This is a genomic window from Ideonella azotifigens (assembly GCF_021043325.1).
Lineage (GTDB): Bacteria > Pseudomonadota > Gammaproteobacteria > Burkholderiales > Burkholderiaceae_C > Ideonella > Ideonella azotifigens.
The window spans coordinates 138,872-160,585 of sequence record NZ_JAJNKD010000003.1 but is presented as its reverse complement, the minus strand read 5'-3'; the positions used below and the strand labels follow the sequence as shown (position 1 = coordinate 160,585).

Genomic DNA, 21,714 nt, shown 5'->3' with positions numbered 1-21,714 from the left:
ATTTCGGGCGTGCTAGTGTGCAGCGCAAAACGGTGCGGCGCGAAAATTCGCGGCGCTTCAGTCGCCGGGTCACAGAGCACGGGAGTGCGGCATGAATACGCAAAGAAAGTCGAATCCTCTTCGCTTCGCCTTGCTGACCTTCGGCCTGATCTTCATCTTCGGGGTGTACCCGCTGACGGTGCTGTGGCCAGCTGGCTGGGCATGGCACCACGGCCACTCGGAGTACATCGAGATGATCATCGCCCTGTACGCCACGCTCGGCGTCTTCCTGCTGATCGCCTCCCGCAATCCCGTCCAGCACCTCAGCCTGATCGCCTTCACCATCTGGTCGAGCATCGTCCACGCCGCAGTCATGGCCGTCCAGGCCACGGCCAACCCGATGCACACCGGACACCTGCTCGGCGACGTGCCGGCCCTGTTCATCGTCGCGCTGGTGCTGGGATGGCTGTGCCCTGCCGCATTCAGGCTTCCCTTTGACCGCGGCGCGCGCTGAATCGAATCCTGGAGTCACCCATGTGCCGAAACATCAAGACGCTGTTCAATTTCGAGCCCCCCGCCACCGAACTGGAAATCCGCGACGCCTCGCTGCAGTTCGTGCGAAAGCTCAGCGGGTTTTCAGTGCCATCCAAGGCCAACGAAGCGGCATTCGAAAGGGCAGTTGCAGAGGTCGCCGCCTCGGCCCGAGTGCTGATGGCTTCGCTGGTCACCAACGCAGAGCCGCGCAACCGGGAGGTGGAAGCGGAAAAGGCACGAGTGAGGTCTGCGATTCGGTTTGGAAGTCCGGAGTGATGGCCGTTGGCGTGGGCTTCCCGCACCTGAAAGGCGCTGTACGGGCCGCACCGGGCTGGTTACCATGCGCCCCATGACGACCACCGTCTGCCAATTGATCATCGGTGACCACCTCGCCCGCAGCGTGCGCGGCGTGCCGTGCGCGCCGCCGGGCGTCTGCCGCGCCCACGTGCCGGCCTGAAGCCGCGCCGGGCGTCCGCTCCGGGGGCTGCCCGCCTCCCTCTTTTCGCACTTCTTCGCCAGCGTATGCGTGCACCGGTCTGTGACCGAGCAGGCCGCTTGCCGCTTGATCAACGACCTTTTCCCGGGAGCCACACATGGCTGATCTGTTTGACAACCCCATGGGCCTGATGGGTTTCGAGTTCGTCGAATTCGCCTCGCCCACCCCCGGCCAGCTGGAGCCGCTGTTCGAAGCCATGGGCTTCTCGCTGGTGGCGCGCCACCGCTCCAAGCTGGTGCTGCTGTACCGCCAGGGCGAGATCAATTTCATCGTCAACAACGAGCCCAAGAGCCATGCCGCGTACTTCGCGGCCGAGCACGGCCCGTCGGCCTGCGGGATGGCCTTCCGCGTCAAGGACTCGCACAAGGCCTACGCCCGCGCGCTGGAACTGGGCGCCCAGCCGGTCGAGATCCCCACCGGCCCGATGGAGCTGCGGCTGCCGGCGATCAAGGGCATTGGCGGTGCGCCGCTGTACCTGATCGACCGCTTCGAGGACGGCAAGTCCATTTACGACATCGACTTCGAATACGTCGAAGGCGTGGCCCGCCATCCGGTCGGCCACGGCCTCAAGCTGATCGACCATTTGACGCACAACGTCTACCGCGGCCGCATGAGTTTCTGGGCCAGCTTCTATGAGCGGCTGTTCAACTTCCGCGAGATCCGCTACTTCGACATCCAGGGCGAATACACCGGCCTGACCTCCAAGGCCATGACCGCGCCGGACGGCAAGATCCGCATCCCGCTGAACGAGGAATCGAAGAAAGGCTCCGGCCAGATCGAGGAATTCCTGATGCAGTTCAACGGCGAAGGCATCCAGCATGTGGCGCTGCTGAGCGAAGACCTGCTGGCCACCATCGACCAGCTACAACTCGCCGGCGTGCCGCTGATGACCGCGCCGAACGAGGCCTACTACGAGATGCTCAGCGAGCGCCTGCCCGGCCACGGTGAAGACGCCAAGGCCTTGCAGACCCGCGGCATCCTGCTGGACGGCTCGACCGACAACGGCCGCCCTCGCCTGCTGCTGCAGATCTTCTCGGCGACCATGCTGGGCCCGGTCTTCTTCGAGTTCATCCAGCGCAAGGGTGACGACGGCTTTGGCGAAGGCAACTTCAAGGCACTTTTCCAGTCCATCGAGCGCGACCAGGTCAAGCGCGGCGTGCTGCAGGTCGACACGCCGACCACGGCCTGAGAAGCCGGCCCCCGGGCCTGGCGGGGCGCCGTCAGGGCTCGGGCTTGCCTGCCGTGTCGGTCCTGTCGGCCGATGCGGGCGACGACGCGCCACTTTCGGCCATCGCCGCCTCCACCAGCGCCAGCAATTGCCATCCGGCCTTTTCGACATGCGCCAGGTACAGGCGCTGCGTGGGCAGATCGTCCGCGCCCAGGCGCGTGGCCAGCAGTTGGGCAAAGCCGAGCACTGCGTTCAGCGGCGTGCGCAGTTCGTGGCTGACCCGCAGCCAGAACTGTTGCTGCTGCGCCTGGCTGGCGTCGTCAATTGCGGCGTCATGGGCGGCAGGCCGATGCGCCAGTTGACCAGCCTGCTGGGCCTGGCGCCGCTTGGTGAGGTCGGTCAAGGTGCCCACGGCCCGCAGCGCAGCGCCCTGCCCGTCACGCGCGACCACCTGGCCCCGTGAGAGCACCCAGCGGTAGGACCCGTCGGCCGCGCGCAGCCGAAACTCGTGCTCGTAGCTCGGCTCCTGCCCATCGATGTGGGTTGACAGTGCCTGCACCATCGCGCCCAGGTCATCCGGGTGCACGCGCGCGCGCCAGGTCTGGACAGGATCCGAGCTGTCCTCCGCCGGATAACCCAGCCAGCGCTTCCAATGCGGCGAATAAAGCACCCGCTGCGACGAGATGTCCAGGTCCCAGACAGCGAATCCGGCAACCTGCTCGACCAAGCCCCAGCGGTGAAGATCAGCAGGTGCATCCATCGGCATGTGGGTCCATCCGCAATTTGGCAGTTCGGCAGTTCGGCGAGCGCGGGCGGCGAATGCCAGCCGCCAAGTGTGCGGCCACTGGCCCATGCCCGCTTGCCACTGTATCGGCTGAATGCGTCGCCAACTGAATGCCGGCCTGCCGGCGCCGTAACCGCCAAGTAACCGTCAGCCAGCGGGGGCTTGGTGCACTGCAACACAATGCGACATCTGTCGCTGCCGCGCCAGGCCCCTGCCCTGCCTCCTCGCCTGCCCGCCCCACTCGATGAATTCCGCTGCGCCGACCGTCACCGATGTCCCGACCATCCGCCAGGCAGGGGCGTTCTGGCCCGCGATCATCGCGCTGGGGGTGGGCGGTTTTGCGATCGGCACCGGCGAGTTCGTCATCATGGGCCTGCTGCCCGAAGTGGCGGCCGACATGCAGGTCAGCATTCCCGAGGCCGGCCATGTGATCAGCGCCTATGCGCTGGGCGTGGTGCTCGGCGCGCCGCTGTTGGCGGTGCTGGCCGCCGGCTGGCCGCGGCGCACGCTGTTGATCGCGATGATGGCCTTGTTCTCGGTGGGCAACTTCGCCAGCGCGCTGGCGCCGGGCTACCTGTCGCTGAACCTGCTGCGCTTCGTGGCCGGACTACCGCACGGCACCTACTTCGGCGTGGCCGCGCTGGTGGCCGCCGCGCTGGCACCACCCAACCGCCGCGCCAGTGCCGTCGGCCTGGTGATGCTGGGGCTGACCAGCGCGACGCTGGTGGGCGTGCCGCTGGCTGCCTGGCTGGGCCAGCACTGGGGCTGGCGCGCGGCCTTCGTGCTGGTGGGCGCGATTGCCGCGTTGGCCTGCGTGCTGGTGCGCCGCGGTGTGCCCAACATCCCGGCCGCCCACGGCGCCAGCCCGCTGCGCGAACTCAGCGCCCTGGCCCAGCCGCAGGTCTGGTTGACGCTGGGCATTGCCGCCATCGGCTTTGGCGGCATGTTCGCGGTCTTCAGCTACATCAAGCCCACGCTGATGGAAGTCTCGGGTTTCTCGATCGACGCCGTACCGCTGGTGCTGACGCTGTTCGGCCTGGGCATGGTCGCCGGCAACCTGGTCGGCTCGCGCCTGGCCGACCACGCGCTGATGCCCACCATCGGCTGGCTGCTGGTGTGGGACGCGGTCGTGCTCGCCGCCTTCGTGCCGATGGCCCACCACCCGGTCACCGCAGCGCTGGCGGTGTTCCTGGTCGGCAGCGTCGTCGCCATCGGCCCGGCGCTGCAGATCCGGCTGATGGACGTGGCCGGCCACGCGCAAACCCTGGCCGCCGCGCTGAACCACTCGGCCTTCAACACCGCCAACGCGCTGGGCGCGCTGCTCGGCGGCGCCGCCATCGCCGCCGGCCTGGGTTGGACTTCCACCGGCTGGGTCGGCGTGCTGCTGGCGCTGGGCGGCATGGCGGTGTTCGCCGCTGCGGTGTGGCAGGACCGGCGGGCCCGCGCGCCACACTGACCCGTTCGCCGATGTCCGCCATCCCCCGCTGTCAGGTTCACCGACGGACCGACATCGGTGCCGCGGCCCACTTCGTCGTTTCCGCGGCGATCAGCGCGGCAAACGCCGCGGAGCTGCCGCCCACCGGCACCGCGCCCATCGCCTGAAGCCGGTCGCGCATGGCGGGTCGGGCCAGTGCCTTGGCTGCCTCGGCTTGCAGCCGCTCCACGATCTCCGAGGATGTGCCCTTGGGCGCAAGCAGGCCGAACCAGGCCACCGCCTCGAAGCCCGGGTAACCCGACTCGGCCACCGTGGCCAGCTCCGGCAATGCCGGCAGCCGCTGCAGGGAAGACACCGCCAACGCGCGCAGCTTGCCCTCGCGCACCAGCGGCAGCGAAGCCGCATTGGCAAAAAACAGCTGCACCCGGCCGGCCATCACATCCGGCAGCGGACTGCCGCTGCTTGGCACATGCACCATGTCCAGCCCGGCCATGGCGTTCAGCAATTCGCCAGCGCGGTGCGACGAGGTGCCGTTGCCGGCCGAGGCATAGCTGAAGCGCCCCGGCTGGCTGCGCGCCAGCGCGACGAACTCGGCCAGCGTGGACACCGGCAGCTCCGGCGGCACCACCAGGACATTGGGCGTGAGCACCAGCTGCGAGATCGGCACCAGGTCGCTCGCCACCTGGTAAGGCGGCTTCACGCCATAGGCCGCGCCGACCACCAGCGCGGCGTCGCCGGAAAGCACCAGCGTATGACCGTCGCCTGCGGCTCTGGCCACCTTGTCCACGCCCAGCGTGCCACCCGCGCCAGGCAGGTTCTCCACCAGCACCGGCACCGCCAGGGATTCGGCCAGGCCCTCTGCCAACAGTCGTCCCACCATGTCCGGCGCCGTTCCGGCGGCAAAGGGCACCACCAGATGCACGGCCCGCCCTGGCCAGGTGCCCTGTGCCAGCGCCGCTCCCTGGGCCGCCAGCAGCAGCAGCCATGTCGTCCAGTTCAGCAATGCGTTTCGCATCGGTGTCTCCTTGAGGGTCAGATCGATGGCTGCCATCCTGCGGCAAAGCCGGGCCGCTGGACGGGGCGGCGGCACAAGCTTGGCTGAGGAAATCCTTAAGATCCGGCAAACCGCCTTTCCCCGGCCTGCCTTGCACGATCCATCATCCATTTTTCCGCCCGCATCGCGGCCCGCCGGCCAGGCGACACGCTTCTCGGTAGGCGACTGGCAGGCCGATGCCTCGCTGGACCAGCTGCAGCATGCCGACGGCCGCCGCCAGAAACTCGAACCGCGTGCCATGCGCCTGCTGGCCACGCTGGCGCAGCGCCCTGGCGAGCTGTTCACCAGCGCGCAACTGATGCTTGCCGTCTGGCCCGGTCTGGTCGTCACGCCCGCGTCGCTTTACGAAGCCGCGGCCCAGCTGCGCAAGGCGCTGGGGCCGGACCACCTCGCCACCGTGCCGCGCAAAGGCTACCGGCTGACCGCGCGGGTGCACGGCCTTGCGGCTGCGCAGGACAACGAGATGGCTCCGGCCCTGGGGCCGCATGCCATCGCCGTGCTGCCATTCCGCCAGCAGGGCCTGACGGGGCAGCATGCCTTCCTGCGCGACAGCTTGGCCGACGCGCTGATCAGCGAGCTCTCGCGCCAGCCTGGCCTGGCAGTCATCTCGCGCGGCACCATGCTGCACTACGACCCGGCCGCCGTGGTACCGCAACAGGTGGCTCGCGAGCTGGGCGTCCAGCAAGTGGTCGAGGGCCTGCTCGGGCTGCATGGCGAGACGCTGGAGATCACGGTGCAAGTCGTCGATGGCCAGCGCGGCACCCAGCGCTGGGCCGACAGCGTGAGCCTGCCGCTGGCCAGATGGCCAGACGCCAGCGGCTTGGTGGTGGGCCGACTGGCGAGGGCGCTGAACCTCGAGCTGCGCGACCTGCTTGCCCACACGCCAGCACCCACCACTCAACCGGGGCTCCAAGCCTGGACCCTGGCAACACGTGCCTGGGTAGAGCTGTTTGGCAAACCCGAGGGGCCAGGCGTGAACGCACGCGCGGCGAACTGGGCCGAAGCAGCATTGGTGCTGCAGTCGCCACTGCCGCTGGCTTCCATCTGCCTGGCTTTTTGCCACTGGCGCGCCGCGCAGTTCGGCTGGGACGACACGCCGCGTGAGCAATTGCTGGCCTGCGCCCTGGCCCAGGCCGAGGCCGCGCTGCAGCACGGCCCGCAGGAGCCCGATGCGCACTATGTGCACGCCTTGATCGCTTACAGCCAGGGCGAGACCGCGCGCGCCGAAGAGGGCCTGCGCCATTGCCTGCGCCTGAGCAACTCGCACGCGCCGGCGCACGGGCTGCTGGCGCTGATCCGCACCCGCCGCGGCCATCCGCAGGAAACAGCGGCGCTGTGCGAGCGCGCCTTTGCGCTGAGCCCGCGTGAGCCCCTGCGGGTCGTCTGGCACCTGGCACTGGCCTGGGCGGCATTGGCGATGGCGGATTTCCCCGCGGCGCTGGAAGCTTCGCAACAGGCCATGGCAGTGAACGCCGAATTCGCCACCGCCTACCTCACAGGCACCGCCGCAGCGCAGCAGTTGGGCGCGACCGCCCTGGTTCAGCGCTGGGTCACCTTCCTGCGCGAGCGCAGCGCATTCGACAGCCTGGCCGCGGTACAAGCACGCCTGCCACCCGCCACCGAACCGGCGCACCGCCAGCAAATGGTCCAGTTGCTGGCGCTCCTGCGGGCTGCCGGCTTGCCGCCCCGGTGAAACCCATCCAGCTTCAGGCGTGCGCCTCGCCACGGCCGGCGCGGCGCCTGGCCTTGTCGTCGTACATGGCCCGGTCGGCGTCCTGGATCAGCTGGTCCAGGTCATCGTCCCCGCCGAAGAACAGCCGGACGCCGATGCTCGCGCCGACGCAGGAGGCCATGCCCATGCTCAGCAGCCACGGCTGCGCCAGGGCCTGGGCGATCTTCTCGCGCACGCCGTCGGCAGCCTCGCTGGCCACGGCAAGTTCCTGGCCCAGGTTCTCGCAGATCACGACGAACTCGTCGCCGCCCAGCCGGGCCACGGTGTCACTCTCGCGCACGGCGCTGCGCAGCCGCCGCGCCACCTCCACCAGCAAGCGGTCACCGGCGTCGTGGCCGTGGCGGTCGTTGAGCTCCTTGAACTGATCCAGATCGATGAACAGCACGGCGCCGTGGCTGTTCAGCCGGCGGCTGTTCTGCTGCGCGTGGCGCAGCCGGTCCAGCAGCAGGCGGCGGTTGGGCAGCCGGGTCAAGGGGTCATGGAAGGCCAGGCTGCGCACCTCTTCTTCCATCGCCTTCTGGCGGCTGATGTCGCGCGCGATCTTCGAGGCGCCGATCAGCTCGCCGGCCTGGTCGACCAGCGGCGAGATGGTCACCGACACCGGCACGCGCCTGCCGCTCTTGTGCAGCCGCTCGGTCTCGAAGTGCTCGACCGGCTCGCCGCCGCGCAGACGCTCGATGATGGCCTCCTCCTCGTCGCGCCGCTCGGGCGGGAACAGGCGCTGCAGCGGCTGGCCCAGCATCTCGGCCGCGCTGTAGCCGAAGATCTGCTCGGCGCCGCGATTCCAGCTGGTGACCTTGCCGTCCAGCGTCTTCGAGACGATGGCGTCCTGCGAGGATTCGACGATGGCCTCGAAGCGGCGCTGCGCAGCGTCCAGCTGCCGGCGCGAGACGCGGCGCAGCTGCAGCAACGCAAAGCCGGCCACTGCCAGCGTGCTCACGGCCAGCAGCACGATGCTGGTGTCCACGCGGTTCCAGCCGCTCGGGAAATCCGCCTCCGGCAGGCCAACCACCAAGTACAGCGGAAGGCCGCGCAGCTTGCGGTAGGCATTGATGCGCGAGACGCCGTCCAGTGCGGTGGCGGCCACGTATTCACCGGCATCCGGCCGCGCCGCAATCGCTTCGCGCAGCTGCTGCGACACCTCGCTGCGGCCGATGCCGCTGCGCCCGCTGTCCGGCCAGGGCTGGCGGTAGACCAGCGCCAGTCCGGCGGTGCGCAGCGTGGCCGCGCCGTGCGCGCCCAGGTCCACGTCGCGGAACACCGGGCCGAACAGGTCGACCGGCAGGTCCGCGCTGACGATGCCGAGGAACTCGCCCTGCCTTCCTTGCAGCGCCCGGCTCAGCATCATCACCCACGTCCCGGTTTCGTCATGCCGCACCGGCCCGGCGATCAGCAGGCCGGGCTCGCCGCCCTGGCGGGCACGCACGAAATCCTCCCGTTGCGCGAAGTGCTGCGCCGCGCTGCGCCCGACCTGGCCTTGCCCGTAGCGCAGCTGGCCCATCGCGTCCACCACCGTCATGCCGACGATCTCCGGCGCCGCGGCGCGGTAAGCCTGCAGCTCGCGCTCGGCATCGAACGGGCTGCTGGCGTCGTCCAGCAAATGGTCCACCGCGTGGTAGGCGGCCACCTGCAGCATCAGGTCGATCTTGGTGAACACGTCCGTCACCCGGCCTTCGAGCAACCTCGCCAGGTTCTGCGTGGCGGCCGCGGCCCGCTCGCGCTGGCGCACCCGCTCCTGCCAGATGGACACCCCTGCCAGCGCCATCAGCAACATGACCACCAGCACCGCCACGATGGCGTAGGGCAGCCAGTCGGACAGTCGCCGGGATGGGGGTCTTGGAACGGGCATGCGGCCTCATCTGCTGCGCCACGGCCGTCTCGCGCGTGGATGGCGGTAGGCCCCCGCGCGGCCCGCGGGCCTCGGTGGGGCTCGCGGCTTGTCCTGTCGGCCGACGTGAATCGGCGAAGTGTTACACGGACACCGGCAGCGAACCAAGCCGCCGCCAGGCCGCCCCATCCAGACTGTTGATTCATCCAGTATGCTCGCAGCCGCGATGCAGACCCTGACCCGACCCGACGTGCCACCGCCCTCCGGCACCGACCCGCTGGCCGCGCTGAACGATGCCCAGCGCGAGGCCGCCAGCCACCTCGGCGGCCCGCTGCTGGTGATCGCCGGCGCAGGCTCGGGCAAGACGCTGACGCTGGCCGCCCGCGTGGCCCACCTGGTGCTGAACGGCGCCGACCCGCAGCGCCTGCTGCTGCTCACGTTTTCGCGCCGCGCCGCACAGGAACTGCAGCGCCGCTGCGCCGCCTTGCTGCACCAGGCGCTGGGCCTGAAGCCCACCCAGGCCGCGCCGGTGCTGCCCTGGGCCGGCACCTTCCACAGCGTGGGCGCGCGGCTGCTGCGCGAGCAGGCGCTGGCCATCGGCCTGTCCGAGCAGTTCACCGTGCTGGACCGCGGCGACGCCGAGGACCTGATGGCCCTGGTGCGCCAGCAGCGCGGCCTGGCCGCCACCGCCAAGCGCTTCCCGATGAAAGGCACCTGCCTGTCCATCTACTCGCGCTGCGTCAACAGCCAGAGCGCCGTCGGCCCGGTGGTGCAGCAGGTCTTCCCGTGGTGCCAGGACTGGGTGGACGAGCTGCAAGCCCTGTTCGCCGACTACGAAGCCGCCAAGCAGGACCAGCAGGTGCTGGACTACGACGACCTGCTGCTGTGGTGGCACACGATGATGCAGGAGCCGGCCATCGCCGGCCCGCTTTCCGAGCGCTTCCAGCACGTGCTGGTCGACGAATACCAGGACACCAACCGCCTGCAGGCCGGCATCCTGCGCGCGCTCAAGCCTGGCGGCGGAGGTGTCACCGTGGTGGGTGATGACGCGCAAGCCATCTACGGCTTCCGCGCCGCCGAAGTGCGCAACATCCTGGACTTCCCCGGCCAGTATTCGCCGGCCGCGCGCATCGTCACGCTGGATCGCAACTACCGCTCCACGCAACCCTTGCTCGACGCCGCGAACGCGGTCATCGCGCTCGCACCCGAGCGCTTTGCCAAGACGCTGTGGACCGACCGCGCCTCGGCCGAGAAGCCACGCCTGGTGACCGTGGAAGACGAGCCCACGCAGGCGCGCTGGGTCTGCGAGCAGGTGCTGGCCCGCCGCGAGCAGGGGCTCACGCTGATGCGCCAGGCGGTGCTGTTCCGCAGCTCGCACCACAGCGCCGCGCTGGAGCTGGAACTCGCGCGCCGGCGCATTCCGTTCGTCAAGTACGGCGGCCTGAAATTCCTCGAGGCCGCGCATGTGAAAGACGTGCTGGCGGTGCTGCGCTGGGCCGAAAACCCGCGCAACCGCCTGGCCGGCCTGCGCGTGGCGCTGCTGGTGCCCGGCATCGGCCCGGCGCATGCACGCCGGCCGCTGGACACGCTCGCCGCCGCCGCGGACCCGGGCGCTGCGATGGCGACCTGGCAACCGCCCGCGGCCGCCACCGTCGAATGGCAGGCCCTGGCCACGCTGTGGCTGGCGCTGCGCCGCGGCGAACCCGGCTGGCCCGGCGAGCTGCAGGCGATTGCCGACTGGTATGCCCCGCAGCTGGAGCGCCTGCACGAACACGCCGCCGCCCGCCAGACCGACATCGACCAGCTCGTGCAACTGGCCCGCGGCCAGCGCAGCCGCGAGCGTTTCCTCACCGAGCTGGCGCTGGACCCGCCGGAGGCCAGCAGCGACAACGCCGGTGACCCGTCACTGGACGAGGACTACCTGATCCTCTCCACCATCCACGCCGCCAAGGGCCAGGAATGGCAGGCCGTGACGCTGCTGAACGTCGTGGACGGCTGCGTGCCCGGCGACCTCGGCGTGGGCACCACGGCCGAGCTGGAGGAAGAGCGCCGGCTGCTCTACGTGGCCATGACCCGCGCCCGCCAGCACCTGGACCTGATCGTGCCTCAACGCTTCTACGTGACCCAGCAGCACCGCCACGGCGACCGCCACATGTACGGTGCCCGCAGCCGCTTCCTGCCGCCCGAGCTGCTGCCGCTGTTCACACACGCCACGCCGCGCGCCGACGGCAGCGAACCCACGCGCCCGACCACCCAGGTCATGGACCTGCGCGAGAAGCTGCGCAGCCGCTGGGGCTGAGCACGCGTCAACGGCGCATGCCCGCCCCGACCTGCCGAAGGCGCCGTGTCGCCCGGCGTGGCGTTGATCACCCGCGGCGAGGCCATGCTGGCTTGGGCGTAGACGCGCAAGCCAGCGGAGTTCGGGTCACGGCGTCGGCAGGCCAGCGCGAACAACAAAGGCACAGCCTTCGCTGGTCCGCTCGAACGAGATGTGTTGGGTGAGGCCCGTCTCAAGGAGGACCTGGATTTCCCACGGGCCGGTTTGCTGGATTCTCTCCACCCACCAGGTGTCCCGCTCCTTCCGGCCGAGCTCGAAATACTGGGCGGACGGCCGGCCGGGTTGGTATGCCTCGAACGGCTCTTCGAGGAAATAGACGATGAGGCCGTTGCCGCCGACGGCACACCATCTTTCGCCACGATCGATGATGGCCGTGTGGGGGTCGCCGTAGAAATCACCGATCTCGGTGGGCCTTGCACCTTCGCGCATCAGCCACACCGTCTCGTATTCATGCGAAAGACGAAAGCGGGCCGAGTGTGCGAGTTGTCGGACGGGGTCGCGCATGACGGGTCGATGAATGTGATGTTGAAAAAAGTGGCCGCGGTTGCCATGCTCCCGGCGTGGCGCCCTTCTACCCTCCGTACGAGATGGCGCGCCTCAAGCAGACACCGCAGTGACGAATCCCTCGCGGTGACCTGTTGGCAGCCTCTCTGCGGCCTGGTCCTACACAGCGGCACCTGGCACCGGGCGACACTTGCCTCAAGTCCTTGACCTTCTCCGGCGTCCGGCCCCGTCCTCCATGAACCATGCCTGGCAATTCTTCCGCGCCGGTGGCGTCGACCAGGTGCTCATCACCAGCGGTGATGACATCGCCCACCTGCGCGAACTCGACCAGAAGCTCTGGGTCGCCCTCGCCTGCCCGACCCGTGGCACCCACTTCGACCCGCGCACGCTGGACCTGATCGACACCGACCACGACGGCCGCATCCGCGCGCCCGAGTTGCTGGCCGCCTGCGAATGGGCCTGCGAACGGCTGGCCGATCCGCAGCAGCTGGTGCGCGGCGGCGAGCGCCTGGCGCTGGCCTCGCTGGCCGACAACGAAGAAGGCCGCGCACTGGCCGAAGCAGCCCGCCACACGCTGGCCCGCCTCGACGAAGCCCAAGCCAAGGCCAGCGACATCGGCCTGGAAGCCATTGCCGAGCGCCAGCAGCACCTGGCCGAAGAACGGCTGAACGGCGACGGCATCGTCACTGCCGCAACCGCTGGCGACGACACCGCATTGCGTGGCTTGATCGAGCAGATCGTCGAGACCCAGGGCAGCGTGAAGGACGCTGGCGGCGAAGCCGGCATCGGCCTCGACCAGGCCACCGCCTTCTTCGACGCCGCCGAAGCCTTGCTGGCCTGGCACCGCCAGGGCCAGAGTGACTGCGGCGACATGCGCAGCGCCGCGCAGGCGGTGGACGCGGTGCACGACAAGGTCGAGGATTTCTTCGCCCGCTGCCGCCTGGCCAGCTACGCCGCAGGCGCCGCCGAGGCACTGAACCTGCCCGCGCCCGAAACCCTGCAGGGGTATGCGCTGCAGTCCCTCTCGCTGTCGGCCGACCCGTTGCGCCAGCTGCCGCTGGCCCCCGTCAGCGCCGGCCGTCCGCTGCCGCTGGACCACAGCGCCAACCCGGCCTGGCAAGCCGCGCTGCAGGACCTGCGCAAGCTGGCCGTCGCCCCGCTGCTGGGCGGCGAGCGCGACACGCTGGCCGAAGCCGAATGGCAGGACCTGAAAAGCCGCGTGGCGCATTGCAGGGACTGGCTGTCCACGCGGCCGCCTGGCAAGGTCGCCGCGCTGGGCGCCGACAAGCTGCTGGCACTGCTCGGCCAGGACCTGGCCGCCAGCCGCGCCCGCCTGCTGGCCCTGATCGAAGAGGACACGGCCGCGGCGCCGCAGCACGGTTACGTCAATGACCTGGAGAAGCTGCTGCGCCTGCAGCGCGACCTGCTGCCGCTGCTGCGCAACTTCGTCTCCTTCGAGGCCTTCTACCGCCGCGAAGGCGCGATCTTCCAGGCCGGCCGGCTGTACCTGGACGGCCGCAGCTGCGACCTGGCGGTGCAGGTGGCCGACGCCAGCCAGCACGCGGTGATCGCCGGCCTGGCCAAGGCCTACCTGGCCTACTGCGAATGCGTGCGCGGCAAGGAGAAGATGACCATCGCCGCGGCCTTCACCGCGGGCGATGTGGACTTCCTGTTCGTCGGCCGCAACGGTCTGTTCTATGACCGCGAAGGCCGCGACTGGGACGCCCGCATCGTCAAGGTGATCGAGAACCCGATCGGCATCCGGCAGGCCTTCCTGCTGCCGTACAAGAAGCTGTTGCGCATGATCGAGGAGCAGGTGGCCAAGCGCGCCGCCGCCGGTGACGCGACCCAGCAAGGCAAGCTGGGCGGCCTGGCCGGCCAGATCACCACCCTCGACAAGCCCGCCGCCGGCACGCCGGCGGCAAGCGCCGCCGCCGCAGCCGCCGCCACTCAGCGCCGCATCGACGTCGGCACCGTGGCCGCCCTGGGTGTCGCGCTCGGCAGCATCAGCGCCGTCATCGTCGGCGTGTTCGGCAAGTTCATCGAACTCGGCTGGTGGATCCCGGTCGGCCTGCTCGGCATCGTGCTGGCCATCTCCGGCCCCAGCATGCTCATCGCCTGGCTCAAACTCCGCCAACGCAGCCTCGGCCCCATCCTGGACGCCAGCGGCTGGGCGATCAATGGGCGCATGCGGCTGAATGTGCGCCTGGGCGCGTCGCTTTCAGAAGAGGCCAAGCTGCCGCCGGGTGCGAGCCGCAAGCCGGATCCGTATGCCGAACGCCATGGCACGGCGTGGACCGTGGGCGCGGTGGTGCTGGTCGTCGCGCTGCTGGGCCTGGGCTGGCGGGTGGGGTGGTTGAATGGGGTGTTGCCGGAGGCGTTGCAGCATGGCGCGGCGGTCGCTGCGGCGGCGAAATAGCGGCCGGCCGGTCCAAGTCGAGAGAACCAGGTTCCGGTCGACGACGCCCGGATCCTTGCCGTTGCGCGGCGCCTGCGCTCGACGCCAACCGCCTGACCTACCCTGGCTGGGAGATTTGCTACACAGCGTGTAGCAAATTGAGCTGGAGCCACAACCGGCTCATCATGCGGGAGGACGACCCCAAGGCCAGGGCCTACTACCTGCTCAAGTGCTTTGTCATCATCGACCTGAAGACGGGCAAGCTCAGCCACCAGGACATCGGCCAGATGGACATGTATGTGCGCATGTTCGACGACCTCAAGCGTGGCGAGGACGACAACCCCACCATCGGCATCATCCTGTGCGACAGCAAGGATGAAACCGTCGTCAAGTATTCGGTGATCCAGGAAAGCCAGCAGCTCTTCGCCTCCAAGTACCAGCGGGTGCTGCCCACCGAAGCGGAGCTGGTAGCGGAGATCGCACGGGAAAAGCGCCTGATCGGCGCACACCGTGACTTGCCCGATGCAACCGGGACGTCAGACCCAGAATCACCATGACCGATGAGACAGAACTCGTTCACTCGCCGCTGACGCCCTGAACTGAAACGCGCGCCGCAACAACGTCGGCACCGTCGCCGCATTGGGCGTGGCACATCACGACCGTGGCGATCACCTACTGCACGCTGGTTTCGGATGAAGGGTAGTCGATGTAGCCTTTGTCCGTACCGCCGTAGAAAGCGCTGGGATCCGCTTGGTTGAGAGGGGAATCAGTCCGATAGCGCGCCACCAAGTCGGGGTTTGCGATGAACGGCACTCCGAAAGAGATGAGGTCGGCTTCCTGGGCGGCCAAGGCTTGCTCTGCCGTTTCCTTACCGTAGCCCCCGTTGAGGATGAAAGGACCGGTGAAGAGTTTGCGCAGGGCTGGGGCAATCGGCTCCTTGCTCTGTTTCGGGGCCATGAAGTGGCCCGGCAGCGCCTCCATCACGTGCAGGTAGGCCAGCCCGAACCGCTCGAGTTGCTGAGCGAGGTAGCTGAAGGTAGCCCGCGGATCAGCGTCAGAGATGCCGCCCAAGTTCGCGCTCGGGGACATCTTGTAGCCGACACGGCCGGCTCCAAACACGTCCACTGCAGCCTGCACCACTTCAAGTGCAAAGCGGGCGCGATTCTCAAGGCTGCCGCCGTATTCGTCGGTACGCAAGTTCGTGCCGCTTTGCAGGAACTGGTCGATGAGGAAACCGTTGGCGCCGTGGACTTCAACGCCGTCGAAGCCAGCGGCTTGGGCATTCTTGGCGGCTTGGCGGAAGTCCTCCACGATGACTTTCACCTCGTGGGTTTCCAAGGCGCGGGGCGTGGGCACTTCTTCCATGCCGTTGCCTGTGAAGGCGGTGGCTGTGGGCTTCACGGCAGAGGGCGCCACCGGCAGGGCTCCGTTGTGAAAGTAAGGGTGGGAGACAGCCCCAACATGCCACAGTTGCAGGAAGATGCGGCCCCCGGCGGCATGCACAGCCTCCGTGACCAGCTTCCAGCCTGCCGCTTGCTCGGCCGAGTAGATGCCCGGCGTATCAATGTAGCCAACTGCTTGGGGCGAAATTGGGGAGCCTTCGCTGATGATCAGGCCTGCTGTGGCGCGCTGCGCGTAGTAGAGCGCGGCGGAAGCGGCCGGTACGTTGCCAGGGCGCTGAGCGCGGCTGCGCGTCATCGGGGCCATGATCAGGCGGTTGGAAAGGGTCAGCGCGCCGACTTGAAAGGGCGTGAAAAGCATGGAGTCGCTCATGGCGGTTGATCAAGCCATGACTCTAGGATTACACTTTCCATTTGGGAAGTACTTACCCCAGAGTGTGTGCCATGACGACCATCAAAGAACGCTCCAGTGTCCAAAAAAACAAGCAGGCTGTGCTCGAGGTCTGTCCCGTCACGTATGTGATGGAGCGCATTGGCGGGTACTGGAAGCCGGTCATCCTCTACGAGCTCTCATTTGGCGAAATGCGCTACAGCGAACTGCGTAGGCGCATGCCAGGCATCAGCGAGAAAGTCCTCATTCAGCAACTCAAGCAATTGGAGGCCGACGGCTTGCTGACGCGCGAAGCCAGACCAGTCGTGCCTCCCCATGTCACTTACAGCCTTACGTTGGCGGGCCGGGACATGCTGCCGGTGATGAGAGCCATGGTGGATTGGGCTGAAAAGTACATTTTCACGTCAGATGCAAAAAGCACGCGCGTCGACCTCACGCCTGGAAATTCGGAACGGTCACAAACCACCGCCGACTTTCGTTCCGAAAAAATTTTAGACACCGCCCGCACATTTGATTCAGGCGGCGACCCTGGTCGCTTTTCTTGAACTTTCAAATGTGTGAGGTGTTTGTGCATAAACTCAAAGCAGTCGACAACCACAGCGTGCCCCCGGGCGGGCATCACGTGAGCGCAACCGCTGCAAAGTCGACGCAGTCCACCCGATCTTCTTCGCCGCACCCGGGCGTCACAGCGTGCTGTGCCGGACCAACCTAGGGATCCCCAGGGCAAACCGCCACGCGGCATTCATGGGCAGCGGATAGATTCGACTGAATTTCATTGAGAGCCCTGTCCATGCCGATCCCCCGCTTTTTGTCCCTCGCGCTGCTTGCAGCCGCCGCCTGCGCCTCGACAACGCCTGCCTTTGCCAAATGGCCGCAAGAGGGCTACAGCGCGGCCAAGGGCCAGGCCAACACCGATGAGGCCACGTTGACGGCTCGCAACGTGGCCGGGTTGCAGCTGAAGTGGCAGCGGCAGCTGGGGCAGTTCTATGCCAGCGCCGTCACGCAGGCCGGGCCGCAGTTGCTGGCTTGCTCGAACCTTTTCGACGTGTCTGCGCTGAAGCTGGGCAGCGGTGCCAGCAAGTGGGACCAGCTGGCAGGCGTGGGCAACTGCGGCACGCCGGCCACGGCGGGTGGGCAGACCTTCCTCGTCAGCTCGGCGCTGTCGCCGAACTACCGCAATGTCGTCAGCGCGCTGGACACGGCCAGCGGCCATGTGCTGTGGGAAACGGACTTGCCGGCCAGCAGCAGCGACATGGGGCTGAATGCGGACCCTGCGCTGAGCCAGGGGCGGCTGTACGTCAGCAGCAACCGTGGCCAGGTCGTGGCGCTGGACACGGCCACCGGCCAGCAGGCCTGGCGCAGCACCACGGGCGGCAACGGCGTGATGAACAACGACCCGGCGGTCGCCGGTGGCCGTGTGTTCGTCAGCACCTGGCTGGAATGCTGCGGCAACGGAGCGCGCAAGCTGCATGCGTATGACGCGGCGACCGGCGCCGAGCTGTGGGCCGCCGAAGTCGCCACCAGCAACATGCAGCGTCCGGCGCAGCCGCTGGGCGACAAGGTGGTCGTCACGACCGATTCGGGCCTGGTGAATGCCTATGACGCTGCCACTGGCGCGCTGAGCTGGTCGCGCACGGTGGGCTTCGTCGACCACGCGATGGCGTTGCACGGCCAGGCGGTCTACGTGCCGGTGGGCACCAGCGTGCTGGCGCTGGACGCGGCCACCGGCAACACGCTGTGGACCCGCCAGTTGCCCAGCGGCCAGGGTGCCATCTCCAACCTGGTCTGGGCCAATGGCCTGGTCTACCTGCTGGCCCAGAACGCCAGCAGCGAAACAGCGGTGGTCGCGCTGAAGGCTGGCAACGGCAAGCCGGTGGCCAGCGTGCCGGTGTCGATCTCCGGCAGCTACGCGCGCCTCAGTCTGTCTGATGGCATGGTCTACATCAGCGCCAACGGCACCCTGAGCGCGCTGGGGCTCTGAGCCCCCGGCAGGCAGGGCTACAGGCCGGACAGGAAGCGGTAGACCGCCTGCTGCTCGGCCTCGTCCAGCTCGAAGAAGCGCTGGCGCACGATCTCGGCTTCGCCGCCGTGGGCCAGCACGGCGTCGCGCAGCGTCTCGGCGCGGCCGTCGTGCAGGTAGCGCTGGCGCATGTGCAGGCCAACCAGCGGCGTGGTGCGCCAGTCGGCACCGGTGGCCTCGCCCTGCACGATCTTGTCGTCCAGCGCGGGGCCCATGTCGTGCAGCAGCAGGTCCGAATACAGCGGCACGTCGCCATGGATGCCGGGCAGCGAAGGCACATGGCATTTGGCGCAGCCCACGGCGTCGAACACGCGGCCGCCAGCGTCCAGCCGCCGGGCCAAGCCCAGCTCCGCGCCTGCCCTATCCGCAGCATCCGAAGGCAGCTCCGCCCCGCTGCCGCTCAGCCGCACCATCGCATAGGCCAGCCCGGCCGACAGGGCCAGCGCCAGCGCGCAAAGCCCCGCCAGCCGCAAGGCCTGCGCAGGCTGGCGAGGCAGGCGCAGCGGTGTGCTCAGGCCCAGCGCGATCATCACCATCAGGAACAGGAACTGGTCGAACTGCAGCAGGCTCGCTCGGACCTGCGGATGCAGCGTGATGCTGGAGTTCAGCAGCAGCACCACCAGGAAGCCGACGACGAACCACGGCACGGCCACGCGAGGGCGCGCCGCACCAGCCTGCTCGCCCTCGCTGCCAGTCCCCGGCAGGCGCTGCAGCCCCATCACCAGCAGCAGCGGGATCAGCATCACCACCTTGCTGAGCTTGACCAGCGTGGCGGTGTTCAGCGCGCCTTCGGAGATGGCGAAGGAGGCGCCGTAGACCTGGGCCAGCTCGAAGATGCTGGCGCCCACGGTGACGCCAAAACCATGCTCGTCCAGCCCCGGCAGCCAGCCGGCGGTGAAGGCGATGGGGTACAGCAGCAGCGCCACGGTGCCGCTCACGGTGATCAGGCTGATGGCCAGGCCGGCATGCTTCTCGCGCCCCGGCGCAAGCGCGGCCACCGAGAGAATGGCCGCCGCCCCGCAGACGGACGAGCCCACCGCCACCAGCAGCGCCAGCGCCGGGTCCAGCCCGAACCAGCGGCGCCCCGCCCAGCGCACCAGCAACAGCACCACCACCAGCTCGACCGCGGCGATCAGGATAGGCACCAGCCCCAGCGAGACCAACAGCAGCACGGTGATGCGAAAGCCCAGCAGCATCACGCCCAGGCGCAGCAGCTGGCGCTTGGTGAAGGCGAGACCGGGCTGCAGCACCGCCGGGCAACCCAGCACGCTGCCCAGCAGCAGGCCGAACAGCATCGCCACCAGCACCGGGTTGCGCGCCAGCGGGTCGCCCAGGCCTCCGGCCATCCAGCTGGCAGCCAGCGCCAGCGCCGCGGCGGCTGCCACGCCGGGCCAGCGCGCCCGCAGTTCGAGCGCCGGCCACCAAGCCGACCACGCGGCCAGGCGGGCTGCCAGCGGCACGTCCGCCCGAGATTCCACCCGTGTGTTCATCGTGCCTGCTCCGTCGCGCCAGGCTTCACGGCGGCCAGCGCGGCCCCGGGCGTTGGCTTGGGCGGTCCCAGCGTGCGCAGGTAGGCGGCCAGCGAACGCACCATCGCGCCATCGTCCTTGGGCTGGGCAACCGGGTGCAGCGCCAGCGCGCTGGTGATGCCCATTTCGTTGCCCATGGCCTCGGCCACCATGTCTTCCAGCGTCGCCACATCGGCCTTCCAGCCATAGCGGCCGACCCGCTGCTCGCCGCTGGCTGTTGTGACCCGCTGCACCCTGCCCTTGATGCCGTCGCCCTTGCTGACGGCCTGGGCGGCGATCACCGCGTCCGGGATCTCGTCGAGCCGGCTGGCCGCCTGCAGCGCCAGCGGCACGCGCAGCGAGACCACGTTCGCCTCGCGCGGCATGTCGGCAGAAGGCGCGCCCAACACGCCCAGCTCCCGCACCGAGCGGCGCGGCGCCACTGTGCTGAGCTGGCCGGCCTGCGGCATCAGCCGGCCGGTCACCGGGTCCATGCGGGCCAGGCGGCGTGCGAAGTGCGCCTCCTCGGCACTGGCGCCGCCGCCGGGGTGGCAGGCCACGCAGGAGGGCGCGTTGAACAGCGGGCCCAGGCCTTCCCGCGGCGAGAAGCGGGTGGCGAACAGGCTCGCGCCGTGAGCCATGGTGGCGGAGGTGCCGCTGGCCTGCGCCATGGCGGGGACTGTGCCGGTCACGGATGCGGTCATGTTCGCGAATTGCCCGGCTGCGTCGAAGGCATTCACCTCCAGCACGGTGGCCGTGGCGCTGCCCGGCGGCTGCGCCATCAGCCAGATGCGCTGTGCGTCGGCCGAGACGGCCAGCGCGCGCAGGCTGTCTGCGCCGATGCGGCCCACACCGGGCCAGTCGACCAGCGCGCGGGCCACCGCCTGGCCGTCCTGGCGCAGCCGCAGCAGGCTGCCGTCGCCGCGGTTGAGCACGTACAGGTCCGAGCCGCCAGCCAGCGTGGTGTGGCTGGCAAAGCGCGGGTTGGCGATCTCGGGCAGCGCGGCGGCCAGGTCCACCGGCTGGCGCAGCCACGGCGAGTTCAGCTGCTCGACACGGCGGGTGGTGAACTGCCGCCCATCGTCCGCCAACTGCAGCACCGCGATGCGGTTGCGCCGGGCATCGGCCAGGTACAGCGCGCGGCTGGGCATCCACTTGAAGGCCATGCCGATGACGCCGGGGTCGACCCCGCCCACGTCCACCGTGCCGGGCGGTGCCAGCCCGTCCACGCCGTCCTGCACATGCACCTGCACCACCGCGCCATTGCCGGTGACCACGGCGAAGACCGCAAAGCCGCTGCCGTCCGGCGAAGCGCCGAGCAGCGCGGTGCCCAGCGCGCCGCGCTCGATCGCGCCGGGCGTGAGCTGGCCGCTGTCCCGCCGGTTCCACAGCGAGGCCCACCAGCCGCTGCGCACGGCCTTGGGCACGCTGGCCCGGCCGCTCTGGTCGCCCACGAACACGCCGCCGGCCGTTTCGCTGGGCGCGTTGGCCAGCGGCGTGCCGTCCGGGTCCACCACGCTCTCGCTGCCAGGGCCGCCCAGGCCGAATGGGGCGTTGGCCACCCAGGGCCGGCCAAAGGCGTTGTTGACCGACAGGTAGCGCGGCCCGGAGACGGCGCCGAAGCGCGCGGTGCGGGCGCCATCGTTGTGGCGCCGGTTCAGGAAGGCTTCGCTCTGCGCACTGTAGAGCTGCACCGGCGAGCCGGGCGACGGCGGGTGGCGAGCAAGCTCGGGCGGCACCTGCAGCGGCGCGCCTTCGCGGGCTGCGCGCGGGTCGATGGACAGCACGCTGCCGGTCGCATGCGCCGCATTGCCAGGCGCCGCGCCCAGATTGCCGGCCACGGCCACCAGCAGGCGCTCCGGGTCCAGCACATGGCCGGCCTGGGTCTGCAGCAGGAACTCGGGGTTGGACGGGATGGGCCCGCCGCTGTGGAAGCGGCCCACCTGGCGCAGCCCGAAGCCACCTGGCAGGCCTGTGGCCACGACCCGCGCCTGCAGCGCCCAGGTGGGTGGCTGGGCGGCCGGAGATTCACCCAGCACGCCCGGCGCTGCCAACACGGCGGCCAGACCCAACAGCCCCTTGGCCACCCGCAACATTGAACCCATTTCGCAAGACTCCCGTCACCTTCGGCACAACCCTCCGAGG

Annotated in this window: 17 protein-coding genes; 10 read left to right on the top strand and 7 right to left on the bottom strand. The window is 69.1% G+C overall.

Going from position 1 to position 21,714, the window contains the following annotated elements:
- Positions 1–130 precede the first annotated feature (130 nt).
- The 3 genes from LRH25_RS08810 (at position 131) to hppD (ending at position 2,198) form a co-directional block, all read left to right on the top strand.
- Positions 131–493, top strand: coding sequence for a DUF6632 domain-containing protein (locus LRH25_RS08810; RefSeq protein ID WP_310733398.1), 363 nt, complete (start codon positions 131–133; stop codon positions 491–493).
- A 20-nt stretch (positions 494–513) separates the two neighbouring features.
- The gene (locus LRH25_RS08805) at positions 514–789 is read left to right on the top strand and encodes a DUF2277 domain-containing protein (RefSeq protein WP_141291929.1); all 276 of its coding nucleotides are present in this window, start codon (positions 514–516) and stop codon (positions 787–789) included.
- A 317-nt stretch (positions 790–1,106) separates the two neighbouring features.
- Positions 1,107–2,198 carry a 4-hydroxyphenylpyruvate dioxygenase gene (hppD, locus tag LRH25_RS08800; RefSeq protein WP_141291047.1) on the top strand — a complete coding sequence of 364 codons (1,092 nt, stop codon included), beginning with the start codon at positions 1,107–1,109 and terminating at the stop codon, positions 2,196–2,198.
- A gap of 31 nt (positions 2,199–2,229) precedes the next feature.
- Here the strand turns inward: hppD and LRH25_RS08795 are convergent, their stop codons facing one another.
- Positions 2,230–2,937, bottom strand: a complete 708-nt coding sequence (locus LRH25_RS08795) for a PAS domain-containing protein (RefSeq protein WP_170201117.1) — start codon at positions 2,935–2,937, stop codon at positions 2,230–2,232.
- 268 nt (positions 2,938–3,205) lie between these two features.
- Between LRH25_RS08795 and LRH25_RS08790 the strand changes: the two genes are divergently transcribed.
- The gene (locus LRH25_RS08790) at positions 3,206–4,417 is read left to right on the top strand and encodes an MFS transporter (protein ID WP_231010981.1); all 1,212 of its coding nucleotides are present in this window, start codon (positions 3,206–3,208) and stop codon (positions 4,415–4,417) included.
- A 37-nt stretch (positions 4,418–4,454) separates the two neighbouring features.
- On the opposite strand, the gene LRH25_RS08785 is transcribed toward LRH25_RS08790, so the two are convergent.
- Positions 4,455–5,411: a tripartite tricarboxylate transporter substrate-binding protein gene (locus LRH25_RS08785; protein WP_170201132.1), complete on the bottom strand. Its 957-nt coding sequence runs from the start codon at positions 5,409–5,411 to the stop codon at positions 4,455–4,457.
- Between the two features lie 130 nt (positions 5,412–5,541).
- Here LRH25_RS08785 and LRH25_RS08780 point away from each other — a divergent pair, with 130 nt between their 5' ends.
- Positions 5,542–7,143 carry a winged helix-turn-helix domain-containing protein gene (locus LRH25_RS08780; protein ID WP_231010977.1) on the top strand — a complete coding sequence of 534 codons (1,602 nt, stop codon included), beginning with the start codon at positions 5,542–5,544 and terminating at the stop codon, positions 7,141–7,143.
- Positions 7,144–7,156: 13 nt separating this feature from the next.
- On the opposite strand, the gene LRH25_RS08775 is transcribed toward LRH25_RS08780, so the two are convergent.
- Complete coding sequence (locus LRH25_RS08775) at positions 7,157–9,031, bottom strand: diguanylate cyclase domain-containing protein (protein ID WP_231010967.1); 1,875 nt, start codon at positions 9,029–9,031, stop codon at positions 7,157–7,159.
- A gap of 205 nt (positions 9,032–9,236) precedes the next feature.
- On the opposite strand from LRH25_RS08775, the gene LRH25_RS08770 reads away from it, so the two are divergent.
- The gene (locus tag LRH25_RS08770) at positions 9,237–11,309 is read left to right on the top strand and encodes an ATP-dependent helicase (RefSeq protein ID WP_231010958.1); all 2,073 of its coding nucleotides are present in this window, start codon (positions 9,237–9,239) and stop codon (positions 11,307–11,309) included.
- A gap of 126 nt (positions 11,310–11,435) precedes the next feature.
- Here LRH25_RS08770 and LRH25_RS08765 read toward each other — a convergent pair whose 3' ends face one another.
- Complete coding sequence (locus tag LRH25_RS08765; RefSeq protein ID WP_141291357.1) at positions 11,436–11,852, bottom strand: hypothetical protein; 417 nt, start codon at positions 11,850–11,852, stop codon at positions 11,436–11,438.
- A gap of 235 nt (positions 11,853–12,087) precedes the next feature.
- On the opposite strand from LRH25_RS08765, the gene LRH25_RS08760 reads away from it, so the two are divergent.
- Both LRH25_RS08760 and LRH25_RS08755 read left to right on the top strand, forming a co-directional pair.
- The gene (locus tag LRH25_RS08760; protein WP_231010957.1) at positions 12,088–14,271 is read left to right on the top strand and encodes a hypothetical protein; all 2,184 of its coding nucleotides are present in this window, start codon (positions 12,088–12,090) and stop codon (positions 14,269–14,271) included.
- A 164-nt stretch (positions 14,272–14,435) separates the two neighbouring features.
- Positions 14,436–14,807 carry a PDDEXK nuclease domain-containing protein gene (locus LRH25_RS08755; protein ID WP_231010954.1) on the top strand — a complete coding sequence of 124 codons (372 nt, stop codon included), beginning with the start codon at positions 14,436–14,438 and terminating at the stop codon, positions 14,805–14,807.
- 115 nt (positions 14,808–14,922) lie between these two features.
- On the opposite strand, the gene LRH25_RS08750 is transcribed toward LRH25_RS08755, so the two are convergent.
- Positions 14,923–16,023 (bottom strand): alkene reductase, encoded by a 1,101-nt coding sequence (locus tag LRH25_RS08750; protein WP_141289434.1) that lies wholly within the window; start codon positions 16,021–16,023, stop codon positions 14,923–14,925.
- Positions 16,024–16,094: 71 nt separating this feature from the next.
- Here LRH25_RS08750 and LRH25_RS08745 point away from each other — a divergent pair, with 71 nt between their 5' ends.
- Both LRH25_RS08745 and LRH25_RS08740 read left to right on the top strand, forming a co-directional pair.
- Positions 16,095–16,586, top strand: coding sequence for a winged helix-turn-helix transcriptional regulator (locus LRH25_RS08745; protein WP_231010952.1), 492 nt, complete (start codon positions 16,095–16,097; stop codon positions 16,584–16,586).
- 245 nt (positions 16,587–16,831) lie between these two features.
- On the top strand, positions 16,832–18,022 hold the full coding sequence (locus LRH25_RS08740) for an outer membrane protein assembly factor BamB family protein (protein WP_141289435.1): 1,191 nt from the start codon (positions 16,832–16,834) through the stop codon (positions 18,020–18,022).
- A 17-nt stretch (positions 18,023–18,039) separates the two neighbouring features.
- Here the strand turns inward: LRH25_RS08740 and LRH25_RS08735 are convergent, their stop codons facing one another.
- Together LRH25_RS08735 and LRH25_RS08730 are read right to left on the bottom strand one after the other, a co-directional pair.
- Positions 18,040–19,551: a putative sulfate exporter family transporter gene (locus LRH25_RS08735; RefSeq protein ID WP_231010951.1), complete on the bottom strand. Its 1,512-nt coding sequence runs from the start codon at positions 19,549–19,551 to the stop codon at positions 18,040–18,042.
- A complete protein-coding gene (locus LRH25_RS08730) occupies positions 19,548–21,674 on the bottom strand; it encodes a di-heme oxidoredictase family protein (protein ID WP_231010937.1) in 2,127 nt (708 codons plus the stop codon). Before LRH25_RS08730 ends, LRH25_RS08735 begins: the two co-directional genes overlap by 4 nt.
- Positions 21,675–21,714: the final 40 nt, after the last annotated feature.

What these genes read in the sequence shown, in the direction of transcription:
- LRH25_RS08805 (WP_141291929.1), top strand. Translation starts at nt 514, where the DNA reads ATGTGCCGAAACATCAAGACGCTGTTCAATTTCGAGCCCCCCGCCACC.
- hppD (WP_141291047.1), top strand. Translation starts at nt 1,107, where the DNA reads ATGGCTGATCTGTTTGACAACCCCATGGGCCTGATGGGTTTCGAGTTC.
- LRH25_RS08795 (WP_170201117.1), bottom strand. Translation starts at nt 2,937, where the DNA reads ATGGATGCACCTGCTGATCTTCACCGCTGGGGCTTGGTCGAGCAGGTT.
- LRH25_RS08790 (WP_231010981.1), top strand. Translation starts at nt 3,206, where the DNA reads ATGAATTCCGCTGCGCCGACCGTCACCGATGTCCCGACCATCCGCCAG.
- LRH25_RS08785 (WP_170201132.1), bottom strand. Translation starts at nt 5,411, where the DNA reads ATGCGAAACGCATTGCTGAACTGGACGACATGGCTGCTGCTGCTGGCG.
- LRH25_RS08775 (WP_231010967.1), bottom strand. Translation starts at nt 9,031, where the DNA reads ATGCCCGTTCCAAGACCCCCATCCCGGCGACTGTCCGACTGGCTGCCC.
- LRH25_RS08770 (WP_231010958.1), top strand. Translation starts at nt 9,237, where the DNA reads ATGCAGACCCTGACCCGACCCGACGTGCCACCGCCCTCCGGCACCGAC.
- LRH25_RS08765 (WP_141291357.1), bottom strand. Translation starts at nt 11,852, where the DNA reads ATGCGCGACCCCGTCCGACAACTCGCACACTCGGCCCGCTTTCGTCTT.
- LRH25_RS08760 (WP_231010957.1), top strand. Translation starts at nt 12,088, where the DNA reads ATGAACCATGCCTGGCAATTCTTCCGCGCCGGTGGCGTCGACCAGGTG.
- LRH25_RS08755 (WP_231010954.1), top strand. Translation starts at nt 14,436, where the DNA reads ATGCGGGAGGACGACCCCAAGGCCAGGGCCTACTACCTGCTCAAGTGC.
- LRH25_RS08750 (WP_141289434.1), bottom strand. Translation starts at nt 16,023, where the DNA reads ATGAGCGACTCCATGCTTTTCACGCCCTTTCAAGTCGGCGCGCTGACC.
- LRH25_RS08745 (WP_231010952.1), top strand. Translation starts at nt 16,095, where the DNA reads ATGACGACCATCAAAGAACGCTCCAGTGTCCAAAAAAACAAGCAGGCT.
- LRH25_RS08740 (WP_141289435.1), top strand. Translation starts at nt 16,832, where the DNA reads ATGCCGATCCCCCGCTTTTTGTCCCTCGCGCTGCTTGCAGCCGCCGCC.
- LRH25_RS08735 (WP_231010951.1), bottom strand. Translation starts at nt 19,551, where the DNA reads ATGAACACACGGGTGGAATCTCGGGCGGACGTGCCGCTGGCAGCCCGC.
- LRH25_RS08730 (WP_231010937.1), bottom strand. Translation starts at nt 21,674, where the DNA reads ATGGGTTCAATGTTGCGGGTGGCCAAGGGGCTGTTGGGTCTGGCCGCC.